Source organism: Paraburkholderia sp. RL17-380-BIE-A (genome assembly GCF_046028085.1).
GTDB lineage: Bacteria > Pseudomonadota > Gammaproteobacteria > Burkholderiales > Burkholderiaceae > Paraburkholderia.
The window spans coordinates 226,564-245,208 of record NZ_JARESQ010000001.1 but is presented as its reverse complement, the minus strand read 5'-3'; the positions used below and the strand labels follow the sequence as shown (position 1 = coordinate 245,208).

The window sequence follows — 18,645 nt, the reverse complement described above, 5'->3', positions numbered from 1 at the left end:
GGCCAGTAGAAGCCAGACACTCATATCGGAGGAGTCAATGGAAGCAACCCAACACGAAGTCAGGGCGGCGCAGCGCGCCGCGTCTCGCGGCATTTCCCGCGCGCAGTGGAAGATGATCCTCATCGCGAGTCTCGGCGGCTCGCTGGAGTTTTACGATTTCATCGTCTACGGATTTTTCGCGCATTACATCGCCGCACAGTTCTTTCCCAACGCGTCGTCGGTGATCAGTTTGCTGTTCTCGTTTTCCGTTCTTGCGATCGGCTATGTGATCCGTCCGCTCGGCGGTATCGTCCTGAGCAGTTGGGGCGATCGCTATGGGCGCCGGCCGGTGTTCCTCGTCTCCATCGTCGTCGTGACGGCGGCCACGATTTGCCTGGGGCTGCTGCCCAACTATCAGAGCTGGGGTGTCACGGCGTCGATCCTGCTCATCATGCTGCGCATGTTGCAAGGCTTTTGCGTGGGCGGCGAGATGCCCGGCGCCATCACGTATGCCGTGGAGGCCGCGCCCGAGCGCGCCGGTCTGGCCGCGGGGATCATCATCTGCGCGGTCAACGTGGGTGTGTTGCTGGCGACGCTGGTGAACCTCGCCGTGCAGACGTTTCTCTCCAGCGCCGACGCCGCCGCATACGGCTGGCGCATCGCGTTTCTGTTCGGCGGTGTGTGCGGGATCGTGTCGTACTGGATGCGGCGCAATCTCGACGAGTCGCCCGAATTCGAGCAGATGCAAGGCGCCGTCGCGAAGCAGCCGTTTCGTGAGACGCTGCGCAATCACAGCAGAGCCGTGCTCGCCGGCGTCATGTCGATTGCGGTGATGGCTGGCGTCAATGGCATTCTGTATGGGCACATGCCGGCGTTTCTGGTTCAGCAGCTGCACTATGCGCCGCGCACGGCGGCCATCGCGCAGAACGCGTACCTCGTGGTCAGTTCGTTTGGGCTGCTGTTCGCGGGCTGGCTGGGCGACAGAGTTCCGCGCCGGCATCTGCTGCGCCTGTCCGCGCTGTTGCTGATCGTGCTGAGCTATCCGTTCTATGTCGCGCTCAGCACTCATACGGTCGACCCCGTCGTGCTTTTCGTGCTGGCAGCGCTGGTGTTTTCGCTGGCAAGCGGTACGTGGGCGTCGGTCCTCGCCGATCACTTTCCGGTGCAGATCCGTTTCAGCGGCATTGCGCTGTCGTATAACGTTGCGGTAGTGGCGTTCAGCGGATTTGCGCCGTTGCTCGCGACAGTTCTGATCCGCGAGACCGGGTCGCTTGCGGCGCCCGCGTATTACGTGATCGGCGCCTCGGTGGTCACGTTGCTGGCGTCAGAGCGGCTGCAACAACACCGCCGGCACGATTGCGACCCCGCACAGCGCGGGCACGATGTCGGGACTGTGCAACGGTAATGCCCTCAACCGGAAGCTCGGCTCGCTGTGCCGTCGGTGTTCGGCGCGGACTCGCCAGTGATGTATCACCGGCGCTGGCTCATTGTCCCGCCCGCTCTGTCTGGCCGGCGGGGACGTGTCGCGCAGCACGGCCGAATATCGCGCGATCCGCGAGCCACACGGCGAGCAGCGTGGCGCCCATCAATGGGAAGAGGACGCCGAGCAGAACGAGGCCGGTTTTCCATCCGCGCATGGGCGGTGCGGCCCGTTCGCGCGAGGGCGCGCCGAGCGAGCGTTGCGGCCGGCGCTTCCACCACATCACGCACCCGGTAACGGCCATCGCCGCGAGTCCGAGAGAAATGGCGGCGCACAGCAGTTGATTGGCGAGACCGAAATAACGGCCCATATGCAGCGACGTGCCGTACGAGACCGCCTTCGACACCGCGCCGTAGTCGCTATAGCGAATGTCCTTCAGGATCGCACCGCTGTATTGGTCGATGTACAGCGTGCGCTCATCTTTCGGGTCGCCTGGAAAGTATGAGATGGTGTAGACGCCTGTCACGGCGGCCGGCAGCACGATGTTGTAGCCCTCCGTCAAACCGAGCGATGCGGCAAGCGCGATCACGCGTCCAAGCGGCAGGGGATGGGCCAGGCGAGGATCGGCGGGGACGGAATTGGGCACCGGCGTATCGCCGACGGCCCAGGGCGTGAGCGGCAGAGGCAGGTCGTCCATCACCATGCCGGGCATCGAGTCCATGTCGGCTGCGGCTCCGTGGTGGCCCGTGTGGCCGGTATGCTCGGCATGTTCGTCATGTGCCGCGTTCTGCGCACGTGTCTCCGCTTTGGCGGCTTGCAGGCCGACCGCGCCGGGCAGTGTCGAATGCAACGCGAGGCCACCCCAGGAGCCCGGCGGCGCGCCGAGATTCGCCGCGCTCGCGAGCGCCTTGAATTGCTTGCCCCACGAACCCGTCCAGGGCAGCCCCGTCAACACGAACGCCAGTGCGCCGAGCGCGAGCCAGATGCCCATCACGGCGTGAACGTTCTTCCACAGCGCGCGCCCTTTCAAAGCGAAACGCGGCAACAGCGCTTGGCGAGCCGTGGTTTTCTCACGCGGCCACCACAGTGCGATGCCGGTGCCGATCATCACGAGCGTCCAGCATGCGGCGAGTTCCATGAGCAGTTCGCCGGGTTTGCCGAGCAGCAGCTTGCGGTGAAGCATGCGGTCCACTTGCATGAAGCGCTGTTCGACGCTCAACGTGCCCAGCACCACGCCGGTGTAGGGGTTCACATAGACGCTCTGTTTATCGCCGTCCGCGAGACGGAAGACGAATTCCGCGCTGCGCCGCGGGTCGCTCGCGACGACGGCGCTCACCGCGGTCGCGCTCGGCGGCATGGCCGAACGCGCGTTGGCAAGCAGCGCTTCCGCGGGCAGCCTGGGCACGGCCTGCGGTGCGACGATCAGACGCTCTGGATAAAGCAACGGTTCGATTTGTGGCTGGAAGCAATACAGCGTGCCGGTGATCGCGAGCACGACCAGAAACGGCATCACGAAGAGGCCCGCATAAAAGTGCCAGCGCCAGAGCGTGCGGTAGCCGGGGTTGGCCGCGCCGGCAGCCGGCGTGACACGTGGCCGCTCGGTGGTGATGGTGGTGGACATGAAATCCTCCTGGAGCAAAAAATGAATCGATCGGTTCGAACCGCACGCCTGGGCGCGCGGCGGGTCCAGCGCGCTCACATGCGCAGCTTCGCTTCCACGTAGAAGGTGCGGCCGGGATACGGGTGATAGACGAAGTAGCGGGCGTCGAACAGGTTGTCGACGCCGATGCCGACTTCACTCAGCTTCGTCGGCTTGTAGGTGAATTTCGCATCGGCCACCGTGTACGAACTGGTGCCGCCGAACACATCCGGATTCGTGTCGGTATTGGTGAGCGTGTTGTACTGACGCCCCGAATAGCGCGCGGCAAGTGTGAGCGCCGCACGCTCGTCGAAGTGATACGTCGCGGCGAGATCCACACGCCACAACGGAATCCGGTAGAAATACTTGCCGACCGTAGCGGGGTTCTGCGCGTTGGCGAGAATCTTCGACTGCGTGTAGGCCACGCTCGCAAGCAGGTCGAGGCCGCGCATCAGCACGTCCTCACCCGAATAGCTCGTTTCCACGCCACGTGAACGGACTTTGCCGATGTTCTGGAAGTTGGTGACGTTGGGAATCACGGTCGTATCGGTCTGGCTGAAGATCGTGTTCTTCACGTCGTCCTGAAACAGCGAGAGGCGGAACACGCCGTTCCAGTGCGCCCATTCGGCGGTCAGTTCTTTGGAGAGATCGTCTTCGGGCTGCAGATTCGGATTGTTATTGACGATCGTGGAGCCGTTGATTTTTCCCTGGAACAGTTCGCTCACTGTCGGAAAGCGGTACGCGCGGCCAATGGACGCACGCAAGGTCAGGTCGTCGGTGACGTCGAACGACAAGGAGGCTTTCGGCGAGAAGTGGTGCTGGCTCACGTCGCTGTAGGCGAGCGTAGTGCCGGCCAGCGACTGCGACCCGCCATAGGCCTGCCAGTCTTCGTGACGCACGCCGTAGACGAGCTTCCAGCGCGGCAGAAAGCGCCATGCGTCCTGCACGTAGAGCGCCTGGGTTTGGGTCTTGCCGGCGAACGCATTGGCGAACGACGTAGCCGCGCCGTCGCGCCAGTTCAACGTGTTGTAGCTTTCGTTGTCGAGAAAGTAGTTGTCGTAGTGGTAGCCGAAGCTCAGCGCGTGATTCGCGAGCCCCGCCTGATTCGTCGCGGGCGTATAGGTGCTGCGCAGATCGAGCGTTTTCCAGCCGGTGCCGTCGCCGAAGATCACGGTGCCGGGACCGTTGCCCGGCGCGCCGGAATTCGCGGTGCGCGCCACGCTGTTGCCGATGTCGTAGTACGAAGCGATTGCCTCGCCATTCCAGCCGGTGGCATTGCGCGTTTTCAGCGACACGCCGTACAGCCAGTTCTCGCTATGACCAAGACTCGGAGCCAGTGCGGACGCGGGAATCGTGTATTCATAGCCGTCGATCGCGACTTTGCCGCTGTAGACCGGATTGCCGTTCGCATCGCGCAGAAAGGTCGATGTCTGGCTGTTATAGGTCTGATGCCAGTAGCCGAGCGTGAAGCCGCCTTGCAGTGTCGGCGTGAAGTCGTACTGCATCTTCAGCTTGAACTGGTCCTGCACCGTGTGTTCGATGCCTTCGCCGTTCACGCCGAGCACCGCTGTCGGCGTATTGGTCTGGTTGTTGTAGAAGTACGCGCCGGTAACGGGCGTGTCGCCGGCTTTGGCGGGCGTGCTGGATTTCGCCAGCGTGGCGAATTGCAGCGGCTGGCTGGTGTTCCCCAGGTGATTCACACCCAGCAGATACGAGAACTTGCCGACCCGGTCGCCGATCGTCGCGCTTGCTTCGCTGCCGTTCAAATTCTGATTTACGCCGAACAGGCTGAAGTGCTGGGTGAAGCCTTTGACGTCGGCGGTCGCTTCGAACTGTTTCGGCATGCGTGTGCTGATCAGCACGGTCGCGCCGAGTGAATTGCCCGGATAGAGCGCGGAAAATGGCCCGTAGATCACGTCGACCTGCTGGATCTCGTCGGGAAACACCATCGACCAGCGCGGTGGGAACGAATAACTGCTGCCGAGCAGATTGCTGAGCAGCAGACCGTCCGCGTAGACGAGACCACGCGCGCTTTGCGTGTTGCTGGTGCCGCGCACGGCGATGATCGAATTCAGATCGCCGATAAAACGCTTGCGCACGGCGAGGTTCGGCATGTACTTCAGCACGTCTTCCGTATTGACGACGTTCCAGTTGCCGAACTGCTCGGGGGTGACCGTTTCGACCGAGGCCGGCAGGTTGGGATCGACGACGCGCGGCGCGGCGAGCGCATTCGCACTGACGCTGACCGCGGGCAGCGTGGTTTCGGCGCTCGCGCTCTGCGCATGAGCGGGCGAGGCGAGCAGAGCCGGCACGACCGCTGGAACGATAGCGGGCAAACAGGCTGGGAACAGCGACTGGGGCAGCAATTGAAGCGAGAAGCCAGGCGAAAAGCGCGGTGAAAAGCCGCGCGCGCCGCGGCGGGCGCAAGAGGGCAGCCTTCGCAGGACGAAGTTGAACATGAACGTTTCCTTGATGCATGGAACAGGCGATCGCGCGCCCCCTCGACGGGTGCGGCGAATGCGCGATCAGGACTGACAGCGATCAGGAAACGGCGGGCGGAGCTCTGGGACGGCCGGACGGAAATGCGCCGAGCGGCGTGAAGCGGGTGGAGAGGCTCGGCGGCGCGGTGCCGGCAAGCGTGAGCGCGGGCGGCGGCGCGACTACGGCGACCGCCGGCATGGCGACATGGTGTTGGAGCAGATGACAGTAGCCGCACGCGCCGAACGCGTCGTCATGGCTCAAATGGACCGGCGCCGGAGCGGCCTGGGTCGCCGCGCTCGCCATGCTGAAATCGCGTGGCTGGAGCGCTGAACAGAGTGCGGCGATGGGTTCATGCGCGCGGCTGGACGCCAGCATCTGACTCACGAGCGGCGCGAACACGACGAGGCACATGGCGAACAGGCCAAGCCAGGCAGTCATGCGGTTGCGGGAGCGTAGAGTCATGATGATGGGCGTAAAGACGCGGGCGATTCTAACATCGCCGCGACCGCTTTTATCGCGTGATCCTGGTGTGATCCTGGATATAGCGCGGGATTAGAAGCCCGAAAGTGGTTCATTTCGCGGCGTTACAGGTGTGCCGATTCCCTTAAGCTGTGTGGTACATCTCCCGCTTTTCCGGCCGGATCGCCGCCGATCCCGGTGACACGACTCATGACCGACACGCAGTTCGCTTCCCCGCTCGACGACATCAACCGGCAGGCCGTCGCGCTGTTCTCGGCCGCACGATTCGCCGAGGCATTGTCGATGGTGACGCCGCTGCTCGAAGCGGATGCCGTGCCGGACGACGCGCGGGCCGACGCATTGAACATCGCCGGCGCGTGTTCGTTTGCCTTGCAGCGCCCCGCGGATGCGGAAAACCAGTGGCGCCGCTGTCTGCGCATCAAACCCGGTTATGCCGAGGTGTACGGCACACTCGGCATGCTGCTCAAGTCGCAAGGCCGTTTGTCCGCGGCCAAGGCGATGTACCGCAGACTGGTCGCGTTGCGGCCAGGCCACGCCGACGCCCACAATCATCTCGGCGCGGTGCTCCATGGCCTCGGCTACAGGGATGAGGCGGAGGCATCCTATCGCGAGGCGCTGGCGCTTCGTCCCGACTACGCCGAAGCGCACTATAACTGCGGCATTGTGTTGCACGAACTGGGCCGCCTTCGCGAAGCGGAAGCGGCGTTTCGCCACGCGCTGTCGGGACTGCCGGATCACGCCGAACTCCACAACAACCTCGGCAGCGTGCTGATGGAACTGGGCCGTCTCGCCGAAGCGGACGATGCCTACCGCGAAGCGCTGAGAATCCGGCCGCACTATCCGGAAGCGCTCAACAACCTCGGCGGCGTGCTGAAGGCCACGTTCCGTCTCGCCGAAGCCGAACTGGCTTTTCGCCTTGCACTTGCCATTCGTGCGGATTATGCGCAAGCCCACCTGAATCTCGGCACGGTGCTCGCTGATCTTGAACGCTTGCCCGAAGCCTCGGCCGCTTACCGCGAAGCCATCGCTCAACGCCCCGACTACGCCGAAGCGCACTACAACCTCGGCGCGGCGTTGGCGAGGCAGGAGCAGCTGTTCGAGGCCGAAACGGCTTATCGCGAGGCGATTCGCCTGCGGCCCGATCTCGCTCATGCGCACAACAACCTGGGTTGCGTGCTTCGCCGGCTCGATCGTCTGCCGGCGGCTGTCGAGGCATTCGAGCGAGCGCTCAGCGTGGGTCCGCAGCTGGCGGAGGCGCACTACAACCTCGGCGCGGCGTTGGCCCAGCTCACGCGACTGCCCGAGGCCGAAAACGCGTATCGCCGCGCGCTCGCGATACGTGCCGATTACGGCGATGCGCGGTTCGGCCTGGCTGTCCTGCTGCTCGGCATGGGCCGCTTCGAAGAGGGATGGCGTCTGTACGAGTGCCGCTACGCGCAGCCCGCCTTCGTTCATCACGCGAGCGCGTCGATGCTGGGCTGCCCGCAGTGGCAAGGCGGCCCGCTCGCGGGCAAGTCCTTGCTGGTGTGGCAGGAAGACGGCCTCGGCGACATGATCCAGTTCAGCCGCTATTTCGCTTTGCTGAAAGCACAGGGCGCCTCCCATATCGCCTTTGCCTGCGCGCCGGCGCTGCACAGGTTGATGGCCTGCGTCGATGGTGTGGATGCGGTGTTCGATCACGACACCGCACGCGCGCGAGCGAACGCTTACGATTGCTGGACCAGTCTGCTGAGCGCGCCGCTGCATCTGCGCACGAGCGTGGCTACCATTCCGCGCGCCGTGCGTCTCACGGTCGAGCCGTCGCTGGTCGAACGGTGGCGGCCGATGCTGGATGCGCTGCCGCCCGGCCGCAGGATCGGTCTGGTGTGGAAGGGCAATCCGAACCATCATAACGACGCGAATCGGTCGATCCCGTCGCTCGCCATGCTGGCGCCGCTCTGGGGCGTGCCGGGCGTGAGCTTCGTGAGTCTGCAAAAAGGCCGGGGCGAAGACGAGGCGAAGAATCCTCCCGCCGGTCAGCCGCTCCTCGACCTCGGATCGCTAGTGACCGATTTCGCCGACAGCGCCGCGATCATCGCGCAACTCGATCTGTTGATCGGCGTGGACACTTCCACCGTGCATCTGGCCGCGTCGCTCGGTAAACCGTGCTGGGTGATGTTGCCGGAAAAGGATATCGACTGGCGCTGGATGCACGAGCGCAGCGATTCCCCGTGGTATCCGCACACGCTGCGCCTGTTCCGGCGCGCGCCGGGCGAGGACTGGTCGATGCCGGTCGAGCGGGTGCGGCAGGCGTGCGCGGAACGATTCGCTGCCGTGGGCCGCGCGCTCACGTGACGCGCGCGCTACGCTTGCGAGCCGGTTGCGTTGCCTTATGAAAGCGGTCGTCGACCGTCTCGATGGCCTGGCCGAGAAACTGCAGGAACATGCTCATCGCGACCGTGGTGGTCAGATCCGAGCGCTGATACAGGCAGCTGGACGATTGTGCGCCCGCATCGGCGAGAGGTGTCCACGCCAGCTTACGCTGCGCGATATCTTCGGCGACGTTCTCCGCGATCAGAAAACCGATGCCGACGCCGTCCGCCACGAGCCGGCGCACCATGGATACCGAGCTGGTTTCCACCAGCGGAGGCGCCTTGCGCCGTTCGCGGTGATCGATCTGATCCACCATCGCGCGCAACTCGGTGTCCGGCGTCATCAGGATGAGCGGGTAGTCGAGGCACTCGCGCAGGCGTGGGCGTTTCTGCAGTTTCGTGAGCGGATGCCCCGGTGGCGTGACGAGACCGAGATGTTGCGTGAACGCGCGCACTTCCACTACACCGGGCGGCGGTTTGCGGCGCAGGCCGTAGCCGATGTCCGCTTCGCCGGTTTCCACCCACTTCAGGATGCTTTCGCCGTTGCCCGAGCGCACGCTATAGGTCACGCCCGGATAGCGCTTCATCGCCGCCTGGATCGCATCGGGCACCAGTTGTTCGGCCGACGAGGGCGACACCGCGAGATTCACATGCCCGCGACGCAGCGAGCGCAGATCTTCGACTTGCGTCATGGCGTTGTCGAAATCGCGCTGGCCGCGCCGCACTGCGGCAATGATGATCTCCCCCGCCGTGGTGAGCTGCATGCCGCGCGGCAAGCGGTCGAAGAGCGGTGAGCCGACCTGTTCCTCCAGATTCAGAATCTGCTGGTGCACTGCGGCAGCGGTCAGGTGCAACGCTTCGGCCGCCTTGCGAATCGAACCTCGCCTGACCACCTCGTCGAAACAGCGGAATGTCTGTGATATTGGACGCATGCATGTACCGTATAGTTTTTTCGTACGGCCTGTAAAGAACAATCAGATTTTCCTGACGGCTCGAATAGCCTAGATTTTGCTCCATCATCTTAACGGAGCGAAACGTGACTACCACAGTCGATCAAATCACCCAGCGACGCCGCGGCGTCGGTCTCATCGCTCACGACCCGAAACTGTCTGCCGGCGGCTATACGCTGATCGCGCCGCAGACGGCGGGCGGGCGCGTGTATCTCATCGACATCGGCGGCGAGGTCGTGCACGAATGGCGGATGCCGGTGCGCCCCGGCCGTCATGCGGTGATTCTCCCGAACGGCAATCTCGGCTACAACGGCAGCCATGCGGATTCGGAAGACCGCTACGCACCGTGGTCGATGTGGCATGGCGGCGATTTCTATGAAGTCACGCCACAAGGCGAAGTGGTCTGGCGCTACCAGGACCCCGCACATCACCACGACGCGCAGTGGCTGCCGAACGGCAATCTGCTGTATGCCGCGTGCGCGCCGGTGCCGGCAGCTTTTGCGGAACGCGTGCCAGGCGGCACGGCGCATGGACCCGAAGAGGTGATGTACGGCGACGTGATTCGCGAAGTGAATCGCGCCGGTGAACTGGTGTGGGAGTGGAAGGCCTGGGAGCATCTGAATCCCAAGGACTTTCCGATTGCGCCGGGCTTTGGCCGCTATCACTGGCCGCTCGTGAACGGGCTCGGCGTGAACGCCAAGGGCGAAGTGCTGATGAGTTTGCGCACCACGTCGGGCATTATCGCCGTCGATCGCGAGAGTGGCGGCGTAACGACGTATATCCCGCCGAGCGTGGTCTCGCATCAGCACGCCCCGGTGGCGCTCGCCAACGGCAACGTTCTCACCTTCGACAACGGTAACTTCCGCACCGGCGCGCACGTGGCGTTCTCACGCGTGCTGGAGATCGATCCGTCGAGCCGCGAAGTGGTGTGGTCGTATGCCGACGACATGGTGAACATGTTCTACAGCGCGTTCATGGGCAACGCCCAACGCCTCGCGAACGGCAACACGCATATCACCGAGTCGGCCACCGGGCGTCTGTTCGAAGTGACGCCGGCGGGCAAGGTGGTGTGGGAATACGTGATTCCGTGGTTCGGCGAGTATCCGGACGAAGCGGCGCGTAAAACCGGTCCGGGCCAGTTGAACAGCGTGTTCCAGACTTTCCGCTACAGCCGCGAGCAATTGCCGCGGCTGCGCGCATGACTGCCGCGCTTCATTGCGCTTCGAACTCCGAGGGTAACGTGAATCCAGAACCCGCCATTCATAGCGTCGACGCGCGCTTGCCCGCGTGGCAACTCGTGCTGTTCGGCCTGCAGCATGTGCTGTCCATGGCCGCCTCGCCGGTCACCGCGGTTTTTCTCGTGTCGCGCATGGTGTCGCTGCCGTCGGACATGACGGTGCATCTGATCGGCGCGACCTTTTTCGTGTGCGGCTTGGGCACGCTGCTGCAGTCGCTCGGCGCCGGGCCGATCGGTGCGCGGCTGCCCTTCGTGATGGTGCCAGGCGGCGCGCCCGCCATGCTGTTCGCCGTTATCGCGACGCAAACGGATTTGCGTACGGCGGCAGGCGCCGCGATTCTCACCAGTCTGTTCTACTGGATCGTGCTGCCGGTATTCGCGCGCTGCCTGCGGTTTTTTCCACGCGTGGTGGTGGGCACGATGCTATTGCTCGTGTCGGTGAGCCTCATCAAGATCTACGCCGGCATCATTGTCGGACAGCCGGGTACGCCGGCTTTCGCGCGGCCTCAGTCGCTCGGCCTTGCGCTGGTCACGATCGTGGCCACGCTCGCGGTGGCGCGTCTGTTCAAGGGCACCGTGGGCAGGCTCGCGGTGCTGCTGGGCCTCGCCGTCGGCACATTCGCAGGCTGGGCGACGGGGCAGATGGCCGCGGGCGGACTCTGGAGCGGCCCGCTCGTCACGCTGCCGACGCTGCTGCCATTTGGCATGCCGCGTTTCGACGTGCTGGCCGCGCTGCCCATGCTGATCTTCAGCGTGATCTCGATGGCCGAGGCGACGGGGCAGACGGTAGCCGTCGGCGAAATTACGGGCAGGAAGATCGACATGCGGCGCGACGTGCCGCGCACGATTCGCGGCGATGCGCTCGCGTCATTGATCGGCTCGCTGCTGGGCACGTCGCTCATCATCACCAGCGCGGAGAATATCGGCGTCGTGCAGACCACGGGCGTGCGCTCGCGCTACGTCACCGCAACGGCGGGCGGCATGCTGATGCTGATCGCCCTGTTCGCGCCGCTCGGGCGTTTCGCCTACGCGATTCCGGCGGCGGTGGTCGGCGGCACCGCGCTGATCGTCTTCGCGATGATCGGTGTGATGGGCATCAATCTGCTCGGCAAGGTCGACCTGCATGAGCGAGGCAATCAGTACACGCTGGCGGCGGCGCTCGTCGTGGGGCTGATACCGGTGCTGGTGCCGAACGTCTACGCGTCGTTCCCCGGACCGTTGCAGATCGTGCTGGGCAACGGCATGGCGGCGGGCACGCTCACGGCCATCGTTGTCAATCTGGTGTTCGGCGCGTGGCGCCTCGCACCGGCGGAGAACATCCAGACCACCTGATGTCGGGCTTGCGGGCCCTCGCAGTTTTCCTTCCAACGCTTCACCCACACGCCATGAAAAACAAAATCGCTTTCCACGCGACGCTCGTCGCGGGCTCGCTCGCGCTCGTCGTTTCCTCGACGGCCTACGCGCAGAGCAGTGTCACGCTGTACGGCAGTCTCGATGCAGGTCTGGGTTACGTGAGCAATCTGCACGGCGCGCCGGCTTATATCGCGGAGCAGGGCACCTTGCAGGCCGACCGCTTCGGCTTTCAGGGCGTCGAAGATATCGGCGCGGGCCGCTCGGTGGTGTTCAGGCTCGAAAGTGGTTTCGTCACGACGACGGGCGCGTCCGCGAGCAGCAGCACGTTCTTCAACCGCCAGGCGTACGTGGGCCTGGCCGATCCGATGTTCGGCACAGTGACCCTCGGCCGCCAGACAGACTGGAATTTCGACTGGCTCGGGTCGGTCTCGACAGGGCAGGTGCTCGGCGACTTCTCCGCGTTTCACCCCGGCAATCTGGATGGACTCGGCAGCACCTTGCCCGTGCAGTTGTCGAGCACGGTGAAATGGAAGAGCGCGAGCTATCGCGGCCTGACGCTCGGCGCGCTGTATGGATTTCCGGGCGCGACGGCCAGCAATACCAACGGACGGACTATCAGCTTCGGCGCTAACTATAGCAATGGTCCGCTCAAGCTGGTGGCCGTGTATTCCGAGTATCGCGACCGCTTGCTGCCGCTCTCGAACGGACTCGGCCTGACCTCGTTCGAAGGGCAGACGCTCGCGCCGGGCGCGACCTTCAACGCGAAACAGGTGCGTGACATGGGCATTGGTGGGTCGTATCGTTTCGAGCGGGTGACGCTGCACGCGCTCGCCACCGATGTACGGATCGCCTCGAACGGTGGCAGTGAACACTTTCGGAGCATCGACGGCGGCGCCAATTTGCGTTTGACGCCCGCTGAGGAAGTCGCGGCCGGCGCGTGGACCGCGACGCTCGACGGGCGTCGCTGGACGCAGTTCACGGTGGCCAATGTGTATTCGCTGTCGAAAACCACGCAGCTCTACGCGGATCTGATGTTCGAGACCGCGAGCGGCGGCGCGGTGGCCAATACGCTCGGCATTGGCGCCGCGTCAGGCGGACGGCAGACGGTGTTCCTCAGTGGAATCCATCACCTGTTCTGAGCCAGCCCGTATCAACCGAGGTCGCCGCCGCCCACGGGCAACACGGTGCCGGTGATATACGACGCCTCGTCCGAGGCGAGAAACAGAATCGCGCCGACCTGTTCGTCGATCGTGCCGTAACGGTGCATCAAACTCGACGCGATGGTCTGATCGACAATGCCCTGATACCAGCGTGCCTCCTGCTCGCTCTGCGGCGCCGTATTGCGCGGCACCTTGCGTGGCGGCGCCTCGGTGCCGCCGGTGGCGACGGCGTTCACGCGGATGCCGTCGTCCGCATGTTCAAAAGCGAGACTGGCGGTTAACGCGTTCACGCCACCCTTTGATGCCGCATACGGCACGCGGTAGATACTGCGCGTCGCGATCGACGACACGTTCACGATCGCCCCGCGCCGCTGCGCGATCATGGCGGGCAGCACCGCGCGGCAACTCCATAAAGTGGGGAAGAGCGAGCGGCGCACTTCGGCTTCGATCTGCGCTTCGTCATACTCTTCGTATGGTTTGGCCCAGATCGTGCCGCCCACGTTGTTGACCAGCACGTCGATCTTGCCGAAGGCGTCGAGCGCCGCTCGCATCAGCTTGCACGCACCGGCGTAAGTCTCCAGATCCGCGATCACGGCGAGAGTGGGACTACCGAGGGCGGCGATGTCCGCCTCGACCTCGTGCACGAGTTCCGCGCGGTCGGCGAGCACGACGATAGCGCCTTCGGCGGCGGCGCGCAGCGCCACGCCCCGGCCGATGCCTTGCGCCGCGCCGGTGACGATCACGACTTTTTCATTGAAGCGTTGGTTGGACGAAGTCATGGTCATCACGCGAGATTGCTTGCCGAGAATTTCTCGTAGAAGAAATGCGCCGGCGTGATGCCGCTGGCGCGTAGCCACGTCTGCACGGCCTCGACCATTGCTACGGGGCCGCACAGATAGACGTCGACATCGCCGTCGTTCAGCCACGCGGGGTCCACATGCTCCGTCACATAACCTTTGCGAGCGTGATCGCTGGCGGCGTCGGCCACACACGTGCGGTATTCGAATTGCCCGATCGCGCGTTGTGCCGCATCGAGCTGCTCGGTGCCTACCAGGTCCCTGTCATGCGTGACGCCATAGACCATGCGAACCGGTTGCGTACTGCCGCGTGCGCCAAGCACATGCAGCATCGAGAGAAACGGCGCAATGCCGGTGCCGCCGGCGAGAAACAGCACGGGACGCACCGGCTCGCGCAGATAGAAGCTGCCATAGGGACCGGAAAAGGTAATGCGCTGTCCCGCTTGTGCTTCCTCGCACAGATAGCGGCTCATGCGGCCATCCGGTACGTTGCGCACCACGAAAGCGGCCTGCGTAGCGCCGGGAGCGGAACTGAACGAGTACGAGCGGAAGGTGTCGCTGCCCGGAATGTCGACGTTCACATATTGACCGGGCAGAAAGCCCAATTGCTCCGGCTGGTCTACGTCGATTGAAAAATGGATGGTCGAGTCGGTGAGTTTGTCGATCGCCGCCAGTTTGCCCGCATGCTTCGACACGCCGGTCTTGCACGCGGCCGACGAAGCCGGCACCCGAATCACGCAGTCCGAGCGCGGCCGCGTCTGACAGGCGAGCACGTAGCCTTGAGCGGCTTCGTCCGCGGTGAGCGCGTCTTCGATATAACTCGACGCGGGCAGATCGTACTGGCCGGATTCGCAGAAGCCTCGGCACGTGCCGCATGCGCCGTCGCGGCAGTCCAGCGGAATGTTGACCTTCTGGCGATACGCCGCGTCCGACAACGTTTCGTTGTCGCGGCAGGTGATGAAGCGGGTCACGCCGTCTTCGAATTGAAGTGCAATGCTGTGTTCCATGTGCTGCTCCCGAACCACGTCTGTTCAGATGTGGTAAATGTCGATAACCTGATTGACGTAGTCGTTCTTCAGTACGACATACTTGTTCAGGATCCGCGGCTCATCGCCCGAAAAGTCGATCACGTAGCGCGACATGCCGAAGTAGCTGTAATTCGTCTTGTAGCGGTGGCTCAGCGTGTGCCAGTTGAAGCGCACGGTGCACACGCCGTCCTGCTCGCTCTCCAGTTCCACGTTGCTGATGTTGTGGCTGGTGCGCGTGTCCGGCATCGTCGCGCTCGAGCGCTCGGTCTTGATGCGGAACACACGGTCTTCGAGCCCCTGGCGATTGGGGTAATAGATCAGCGAGATTTCGGTTTGCGGATCGGTGACGAGTTTGTCCTCGTCGTCCCATGAAGGCATCCAGAACACCGCATCGGGGTGGTAGCACTGGAGCCAGTCGTCCCATTGCTCGTCGTCGAGCAGGCGCGCTTCGCGGTAGAGAAACGCTTCGAGGTCGGTGATGACGATCGGCTTCATGCGTCGACTCCTTCGGCGGACCGGGCTGGCGCCGTTGCCGGCTTCAACGCCTGTTTCATCGTCTCGACCCAATAGCGATGCTGCACGGTGTAGAGTCCCTCGTCCTCGGTTTTGACGCCGCTCATCAATGGCTTGAGGCCGATGCGGCTCGCCGCTTCGTCCGGACCTTCGATCCAGTGTTGCGCGCCACGGCACATGTCGTTCCATTCGAGCGCGCTGCCGGCATAGCCTTGCTGACAGGCGCGAAATTCTTCGAGATCGTCGGGCGTGGCCATGCCGCTCACATTGAAGAAGTCTTCGTATTGCCGGATGCGGCGCGCACGCGCTTCGGCCGATTCGCCTTTGGGCGCGATGCAGTAGATCGTCACTTCGGTCTTGTCGACGGAGAGGGGGCGCAGCAGGCGGATCTGCGAACCGAACTGGTCCATCAGATACACGTTCGGATAGAGGCACAGGTTGCGTGAATTCTGGATCATCCAGTCGGCGGTCTCGCTGCCGCAGCGCGCGGCAAAAGCGTCACGCTGGCTGAAATTCGGACGGTCTTCCGGATTGGCCCAACGCGACCACAGCAACATGTGCCCGTGTTCGAACGCATAGAAGCCGCCGCCTTGCCGGCCCCAGTTGCCCGCGTCCATCGCGCGGACCTGATCGACCCGTGCGTTTTCTTCCTTACGGTGGTTGGTCGTCGCCGCATAGTTCCAGTGAACCGCCGAGACGTGATAGCCGTCGGCGCCGTTTTCGGTTTGCAGTTTCCAGTTACCTTCATACGTATAGGTCGATGCGCCGCGCAGCACTTCGAGCCCGTCTTCCGACTGATCGACGATCATGTCGATGATGCGCGCGGCCTCGCCGAGAAACGCTTCCAGCGGCAGCACGTCGGCATTCAGGCTGCCGAACAGAAAGCCACGATAGCTCTGGAAGCGCGCGATCTTCTTCAGGTCGTGCGAGCCTTCCTTGTTGAAGCAGTCGGGATAACCGGCATCTTCCGGATCTTTGACCTTCAGAAGCTTGCCGCTATTGTTGAAAGTCCAGCCATGGAACGGGCAGGTGTAGGTGGCTTTGTTACCGCGCTTGTGGCGGCACAGCATCGCGCCGCGATGCGTGCACGCATTGATGAAGGCATTCAACTCACCTTGCCGGTTGCGGGCGATCACGACCGGCTGGCGTCCCATGTGGGTCGTGTAGTAGTCGTTGTTGTTCGGGATCTGGCTTTCGTGCGCCAGATAAATCCAGTTGCCCTCGAAGATGTGCCGCATTTCGAGTTCGAACAGGGCCGGGTCCGTGAAGGCGCTGCGATGCAGGCGATAGTCGCCGCGCTCGGCGTCTTCGACCAGAAAGTCGTCGATGCCGGTAAGGCGCGGCGCGCGATCGGGGTAAATCGGAATCATGGTTGTCTCCTGACAGAAGTCCGCTTGTCGAACGGCGCCGCGAAACGCTGTCGCTGCCGTCATGCAATGCAATGCCTGAAAGGTATAATCTGTGTGGAATTCAGGTGTAAGTGCAGGATAGTTGGCGTGCGTTTAATGCGTCCAACACCGTTTTAGTATCGGGTTCATATCTAAAAGGTATGGTCATGGAATTGCGCCATTTACGCTATTTCGTTGCGGTTGCCGAGGAGCGCAATTTCACCCGCGCTGCCGAACGTCTGCACATTGCGCAGCCACCGCTCAGCCGGCAGATCCAGCAACTGGAGGAGTCGCTTGGCGTGCTGCTGTTCGAGCGCGGCTCACGTCCGCTCAATCTCAGCGACACCGGGCGCTTCTTTTATTCGCATGCGGTGCAGTTGCTCGCGCAAACCGCCGAACTGGAATCGATGACAAAGCGTGTGGGCAAGATCGAGCGCAGCCTGTCGGTGGGTTTCGTCGGCTCGACGCTGTACGGCATGCTGCCGAAAATCATCCGCCGCTTTCGCGACGAAAACAGCGCGGTGGAGTTGAGCCTCCACGAACTGTCCACCATGGATCAGATCAAGGCGCTCAAAGAAGGGCGTATCGATGTCGGCTTCGGCCGTATTCGTCACGAGGATCCGAGCGTGCGCCGGGTCGTGCTGCGCGAGGAGCGCATGATCGTGGCGCTGCCGGTGGGTCATCCGCTCACGGCGTCGAAGCCCGAGTTGTCGCTGCACGACCTGCTCGGCGAGACGCTGATCATTTTCCCGAAGGCGCCGCGCCCGAGCTTTGCGGATCAGGTGCTCGCGGCGTTCCATGACCGCTCGCTCAAACCGCATCGGCTGTACGAAACGCGTGAATTGCAGATTGCGCTCGGCCTCGTGGCCGCCGGGGAAGGCGTCGCGATCGTGCCGAGCAGCGTGTACGGCCTGAAGCGCGATGACGTGAGCTACATGAATCTGGACGACCCGAACCTCGTTTCGCCCATCATCATGAGTACGCGCATGCTCGACGAATCGGAGGACATCAGCGCGATGCTGAAGCTGATCTACGCGCTGTATGTTGAGGAGCAGATGGAGTTTTTGCCGCCGGGCAAGCGCTGAGTCGCGGACGGCGGCTTGCCGTTACGCCGCTGTGACCTGGAGGTGATAGAGCCCCCAGGGTGACAGCTCGAAGCGGTCCTTGAGCGGTTTGTTCGACAACTCGGGGATATTGTCCGCGTCGTAGGTTGCCCATAGCGGGCCGACGCCGCCAAGCGGCAGCGGCTTGCCGTCCATTTGGGTCGCCACGATGAATTGGTAGGCGCGCACCTTGTCGAGTGTCGTCGCCACTGCGTAGCCATCTACTGCGTGCATGACGATTTGCGTGTTGCCAGCGCTCGGGGCGCCGACATGCTCCAGCACGTGAGTGAGCAATGGGCCGCTCAAGGTGTGCTGGCGGGAATCGTATTCCGTGGTGGGCTTGATCGTCACGGCCGGCATGCTGGCGATCAATGCTGAATCGACGCCATAGGCTTCGGAAAACTTCACCTGATGCTTGGCGAGCAACTGGTCGAACGCGGGATCGAGCGCGCCACGATTGTGACGCCTGATCGCGCCGCTGATCGTGAGAATGACGGGCGATGCCGCGCAGGCTTGCTTGCGGGCAGGCTGGCCGCCGAATGCGGGCGCGGCAGCCGCGCTCAGTAGAGCCGCGCTGCTTAGAAACTGGCGCTTGTTCATTTGCGTGGTCTCCGGACAATGAGTGGGGCGACGTGAGGGGGCAGATCGTCGCGGTCTCTATTGTCAGGCAGATTGCGGCGTAGGGTGTTACGAATACGCACTCCTTATCCACGCGCGGGCGTTGTCGCACCACGGACCCGTCAGTATCGAGTCGGCTCGATACCCT

Annotated in this window: 15 protein-coding genes; 6 read left to right on the top strand and 9 right to left on the bottom strand. The window is 63.5% G+C overall.

Annotated features, from left to right (window positions below; all coding sequences use genetic code 11):
- Window positions 1-37 precede the first annotated feature (37 nt).
- On the top strand, window positions 38-1,384 hold the full coding sequence (locus P0D68_RS01125; protein ID WP_408182714.1) for an MFS transporter: 1,347 nt from the start codon (window positions 38-40) through the stop codon (window positions 1,382-1,384).
- A 79-nt stretch (window positions 1,385-1,463) separates the two neighbouring features.
- Here the strand turns inward: P0D68_RS01125 and P0D68_RS01120 are convergent, their stop codons facing one another.
- The 3 genes from P0D68_RS01120 to P0D68_RS01110 all read right to left on the bottom strand — a co-directional run bounded on the left by P0D68_RS01120 (window position 1,464) and on the right by P0D68_RS01110 (window position 5,981).
- Window positions 1,464-3,020, bottom strand: coding sequence for a PepSY-associated TM helix domain-containing protein (locus P0D68_RS01120; protein WP_408295663.1), 1,557 nt, complete (start codon window positions 3,018-3,020; stop codon window positions 1,464-1,466).
- A gap of 74 nt (window positions 3,021-3,094) precedes the next feature.
- Window positions 3,095-5,497, bottom strand: a complete 2,403-nt coding sequence (locus tag P0D68_RS01115) for a TonB-dependent receptor (protein WP_408295660.1) — start codon at window positions 5,495-5,497, stop codon at window positions 3,095-3,097.
- An 82-nt stretch (window positions 5,498-5,579) separates the two neighbouring features.
- Window positions 5,580-5,981 (bottom strand): DUF2946 domain-containing protein, encoded by a 402-nt coding sequence (locus tag P0D68_RS01110; RefSeq protein ID WP_091807462.1) that lies wholly within the window; start codon window positions 5,979-5,981, stop codon window positions 5,580-5,582.
- Window positions 5,982-6,188: 207 nt separating this feature from the next.
- Here P0D68_RS01110 and P0D68_RS01105 point away from each other — a divergent pair, with 207 nt between their 5' ends.
- A complete protein-coding gene (locus tag P0D68_RS01105; protein ID WP_408295657.1) occupies window positions 6,189-8,333 on the top strand; it encodes a tetratricopeptide repeat protein in 2,145 nt (714 codons plus the stop codon).
- Here the strand turns inward: P0D68_RS01105 and P0D68_RS01100 are convergent.
- Entirely contained in the window at window positions 8,326-9,282 is a 957-nt protein-coding gene (locus P0D68_RS01100) for a LysR family transcriptional regulator (protein ID WP_408295654.1), read from the bottom strand. The genes P0D68_RS01105 and P0D68_RS01100 overlap by 8 nt on opposite strands.
- Window positions 9,283-9,386: 104 nt before the next feature.
- On the opposite strand from P0D68_RS01100, the gene P0D68_RS01095 reads away from it, so the two are divergent.
- The 3 genes from P0D68_RS01095 to P0D68_RS01085 are packed head-to-tail and all read left to right on the top strand — an operon-like array spanning window position 9,387 to window position 13,029.
- A complete protein-coding gene (locus P0D68_RS01095; protein ID WP_408295651.1) occupies window positions 9,387-10,502 on the top strand; it encodes an aryl-sulfate sulfotransferase in 1,116 nt (371 codons plus the stop codon).
- A 38-nt stretch (window positions 10,503-10,540) separates the two neighbouring features.
- The gene (locus P0D68_RS01090) at window positions 10,541-11,869 is read left to right on the top strand and encodes a uracil-xanthine permease family protein (protein WP_408295648.1); all 1,329 of its coding nucleotides are present in this window, start codon (window positions 10,541-10,543) and stop codon (window positions 11,867-11,869) included.
- Between the two features lie 53 nt (window positions 11,870-11,922).
- Window positions 11,923-13,029: a porin gene (locus tag P0D68_RS01085; RefSeq protein WP_408295645.1), complete on the top strand. Its 1,107-nt coding sequence runs from the start codon at window positions 11,923-11,925 to the stop codon at window positions 13,027-13,029.
- 11 nt (window positions 13,030-13,040) lie between these two features.
- On the opposite strand, the gene P0D68_RS01080 is transcribed toward P0D68_RS01085, so the two are convergent.
- The 4 genes from P0D68_RS01080 to benA are packed head-to-tail and all read right to left on the bottom strand — an operon-like array spanning window position 13,041 to window position 16,758.
- On the bottom strand, window positions 13,041-13,829 hold the full coding sequence (locus tag P0D68_RS01080) for a 1,6-dihydroxycyclohexa-2,4-diene-1-carboxylate dehydrogenase (protein WP_408295642.1): 789 nt from the start codon (window positions 13,827-13,829) through the stop codon (window positions 13,041-13,043).
- Between the two features lie 5 nt (window positions 13,830-13,834).
- Complete coding sequence (gene benC, locus P0D68_RS01075) at window positions 13,835-14,854, bottom strand: benzoate 1,2-dioxygenase electron transfer component BenC (protein ID WP_408182692.1); 1,020 nt, start codon at window positions 14,852-14,854, stop codon at window positions 13,835-13,837.
- 24 nt (window positions 14,855-14,878) lie between these two features.
- Window positions 14,879-15,370: a benzoate 1,2-dioxygenase small subunit gene (gene benB / locus P0D68_RS01070; RefSeq protein ID WP_408295639.1), complete on the bottom strand. Its 492-nt coding sequence runs from the start codon at window positions 15,368-15,370 to the stop codon at window positions 14,879-14,881.
- A complete protein-coding gene (gene benA, locus P0D68_RS01065) occupies window positions 15,367-16,758 on the bottom strand; it encodes a benzoate 1,2-dioxygenase large subunit (protein ID WP_408182687.1) in 1,392 nt (463 codons plus the stop codon). The genes benB and benA overlap by 4 nt, the downstream gene beginning before the upstream one ends.
- 185 nt (window positions 16,759-16,943) lie before the next feature.
- Between benA and P0D68_RS01060 the strand changes: the two genes are divergently transcribed.
- Window positions 16,944-17,861 (top strand): LysR family transcriptional regulator, encoded by a 918-nt coding sequence (locus P0D68_RS01060; RefSeq protein WP_091809210.1) that lies wholly within the window; start codon window positions 16,944-16,946, stop codon window positions 17,859-17,861.
- 21 nt (window positions 17,862-17,882) lie between these two features.
- On the opposite strand, the gene P0D68_RS01055 is transcribed toward P0D68_RS01060, so the two are convergent.
- On the bottom strand, window positions 17,883-18,479 hold the full coding sequence (locus P0D68_RS01055) for a putative pterin-binding protein (protein ID WP_408295635.1): 597 nt from the start codon (window positions 18,477-18,479) through the stop codon (window positions 17,883-17,885).
- Window positions 18,480-18,645: the final 166 nt, after the last annotated feature.

Bases quoted from the DNA above. Each gene is read 5' to 3' on its own strand.
- P0D68_RS01125 (WP_408182714.1), top strand. From the start codon at position 38: ATGGAAGCAACCCAACACGAAGTCAGGGCGGCGCAGCGCGCCGCGTCT.
- P0D68_RS01120 (WP_408295663.1), bottom strand. From the start codon at position 3,020: ATGTCCACCACCATCACCACCGAGCGGCCACGTGTCACGCCGGCTGCC.
- P0D68_RS01115 (WP_408295660.1), bottom strand. From the start codon at position 5,497: ATGTTCAACTTCGTCCTGCGAAGGCTGCCCTCTTGCGCCCGCCGCGGC.
- P0D68_RS01110 (WP_091807462.1), bottom strand. From the start codon at position 5,981: ATGACTCTACGCTCCCGCAACCGCATGACTGCCTGGCTTGGCCTGTTC.
- P0D68_RS01105 (WP_408295657.1), top strand. From the start codon at position 6,189: ATGACCGACACGCAGTTCGCTTCCCCGCTCGACGACATCAACCGGCAG.
- P0D68_RS01100 (WP_408295654.1), bottom strand. From the start codon at position 9,282: ATGCGTCCAATATCACAGACATTCCGCTGTTTCGACGAGGTGGTCAGG.
- P0D68_RS01085 (WP_408295645.1), top strand. From the start codon at position 11,923: ATGAAAAACAAAATCGCTTTCCACGCGACGCTCGTCGCGGGCTCGCTC.
- P0D68_RS01080 (WP_408295642.1), bottom strand. From the start codon at position 13,829: ATGACTTCGTCCAACCAACGCTTCAATGAAAAAGTCGTGATCGTCACC.
- benC (WP_408182692.1), bottom strand. From the start codon at position 14,854: ATGGAACACAGCATTGCACTTCAATTCGAAGACGGCGTGACCCGCTTC.
- benB (WP_408295639.1), bottom strand. From the start codon at position 15,370: ATGAAGCCGATCGTCATCACCGACCTCGAAGCGTTTCTCTACCGCGAA.
- benA (WP_408182687.1), bottom strand. From the start codon at position 16,758: ATGATTCCGATTTACCCCGATCGCGCGCCGCGCCTTACCGGCATCGAC.
- P0D68_RS01060 (WP_091809210.1), top strand. From the start codon at position 16,944: ATGGAATTGCGCCATTTACGCTATTTCGTTGCGGTTGCCGAGGAGCGC.
- P0D68_RS01055 (WP_408295635.1), bottom strand. From the start codon at position 18,479: ATGAACAAGCGCCAGTTTCTAAGCAGCGCGGCTCTACTGAGCGCGGCT.